This is a genomic window from Salinicola sp. MIT1003, from assembly GCF_001858555.1.
GTDB classification, from domain to species: domain Bacteria; phylum Pseudomonadota; class Gammaproteobacteria; order Pseudomonadales; family Halomonadaceae; genus Salinicola; species Salinicola salarius.
This window is the reverse complement of record NZ_MCAP01000040.1, coordinates 1-2,156: the sequence shown is the minus strand read 5'-3', so window position 1 is coordinate 2,156 and position 2,156 is coordinate 1. Positions and strand designations below refer to the sequence as shown.

The 2,156-nt window shown below is 62.7% G+C and carries 2 protein-coding genes and 1 pseudogene; all 3 read right to left on the bottom strand.

The features are described from left to right. Positions 1 to 1,501: tripartite tricarboxylate transporter permease (locus BC443_RS13220; RefSeq protein ID WP_071232307.1), on the bottom strand; the 1,501-nt coding region annotated here is incomplete at its 3' end. Next, positions 1,501 to 1,947 (bottom strand): tripartite tricarboxylate transporter TctB family protein, encoded by a 447-nt coding sequence (locus BC443_RS13215; protein WP_071232306.1) that lies wholly within the window; start codon positions 1,945 to 1,947, stop codon positions 1,501 to 1,503. The genes BC443_RS13220 and BC443_RS13215, both read right to left, overlap by 1 nt. Further along, a pseudogene (locus BC443_RS13210) lies at positions 1,944 to 2,156 on the bottom strand (tripartite tricarboxylate transporter substrate binding protein); the annotation flags it as partial. The pseudogene BC443_RS13210 and the gene BC443_RS13215, both read right to left, overlap by 4 nt.

Genomic DNA, 2,156 nt, shown 5'->3' with positions numbered 1-2,156 from the left:
TGGCCGCCTGCATGCGGCGACGCAGAATCGGCCCCACGACCACCGGCAGCAGCAGCCCGATGATGGCCACCAGCCACAGCCCGATCGACAGGCCGCTGCTCCACAGGATCGACCAGTCGCCGTCGGAGATCTGCATCGCGTGACGCAGGTTCTTCTCCATTTCCGGCCCCAGCAGCAGACCCAGGATGACCGGCACCAGCGGTATCTCCAGCTTGCGCAGAAGGTAGCCGGCAACGCCGAAGGCGATCATGAAGTAGAGATCGAAGGTCGAGTGGCTGATCGAGTAGATGCCGACCACCGCGACCATGGTCACGATCGGCAGCAGATACATCGGCGGCACCGACAGGATCTTCACGAACACGCCGACCAGCGGAATGTTGAGCAACAGCAGCATGAAGTTGCCTACCAGCAGTGCGGCGATGACGCCCCATACCAGGTCGGCATTCTGCGTGAACATCAGTGGCCCCGGCGTGATGTTGAGCGACACCAGCATCGCCAACAGTACCGCGGTGGTCCCGCTGCCCGGTACGCCGAGGGTCAGCATCGGCACCAGCGCGCCGCTGGAGGCGCCGTTGTTGCCGGACTCGGGCGCGGCCACGCCGCGCGGGTCGCCTTCACCGAAGTAACCCTTCTTGCCGAGAATCTTTTTCTCCAGGGTGTAGGAGATGAAGCTGCCCAGCGATGCGCCCGCCCCCGGCAGCACGCCCGCGATGAAACCGAGCACACCGCCTCTCAACGTCGTCGGAAAGATCGACGTGATATCCCGCCATTTCAACTTGAGCGGGTTGACCTTGATCATCTCGCGGCCGGCGCCGGCCTTCTCTTCGATGAAGAACAGAAGCTCGGATACCGCGAACAGACCGACGATGGCGATGATGAAGTCGACGCCTTCGTAGAGTTCCAGCACCCCGAAGGTGTAGCGCTGGGTGCCGGTGGAAAGATCGATGCCCACGGTGGCGATGATCAGCCCGATCGCCGCGGCCATCAGCGTCTTCATCGGATTCTTGCCGGTGATGCCGCCCAGGGTGGCGAAGGCGAGCACGAACAGGGCGAAATACTCGGCCGGGCCGAAGGTCAAGGCGAAACGAGCGAGCAACGGCGCCAGCAGGATCAGGCCGATGGTGGCGATCAGGCTGCCCATGAAGGAGGCGATCGCCGAGATCGCCAGCGCTTCGGCGGCCTTGCCCTGGCGGGCCATCGGGTAGCCGTCGAGACAGGTCATCATCGCCGGCTCGTCACCGGGAATGTTGAGCAGGATCGACGAGATACGCCCGCCATACATCGCCCCGGCGTAGACCGCCGTGAGCATGATCAGCGCGGTTTCCGGCTTGAGGCCGAGGGTGAAGGCGAGCGGGATCAGGATCGCCACGCCGTTGGCCGGGCCCAGACCGGGCAGCGCGCCGATCAGCGTGCCGATGAAACACCCCATCAGGGCGAACAACAGGTTCTCGGGCTGCAGCGCCACGCCGAAGCCGAGGGAAAGATAGTGCAACGTTTCCATCAATTGATCTCCAGCAGGCCAAGCGGCAGCGGTAATTCCAGTCCATAGGTGAACAGTACGAACACCACCACACCGCTAATCAGCCCGGTGAGATACGCCTTGATCGGACGCGCGCCCATGCGCCAGCACAGCGTGCCGACCGCCAGCGTGGTCGAGACGATGAAACCCAGCGGCTCGAGCAGCAGCGCGTAGACGATCAGTGTCACCACGGCGATACCGAGTTCGACGAAGGTGCGCGAGGCGGGCCAGTGATTGTCGGGGTCGGGCTTGGCGATCATGTAGAGACTGCAGATCGCCAGAATGACGGCCAGCAGCTTGGGAAAGGTCTCCGGACCCACGGCTTCCGATCCCCCGAAGGGGACCGGAAACTGGGTGGCGCCGTAGTAGTAGGCCACGGCGATCACCAGCATGACCAGGCCGAAGATGCGGTCGTTGAACTTGCTCATTGAATCAGCCCGATTTCCTTGGACAGCGACTGGATATCGTTGATCTGCTGCTTGACGAAGGCTTCGAATTCACTGGAATCCGGGTGGAACGGCATCAGACCGTTGCTTTTCATGACCTTCTTCCACTGATCGCTGGCATAGAGCTTGTCGACGGCATCGACCCAGTACTGCTTGGCGTCTTCGTCGATGTCGGCCGGCATGTAGAAACC

Excerpts from the sequence above, each read along its gene's own strand:
- BC443_RS13215 (WP_071232306.1), bottom strand. The coding sequence starts at position 1,947 with ATGAGCAAGTTCAACGACCGCATCTTCGGCCTGGTCATGCTGGTGATC.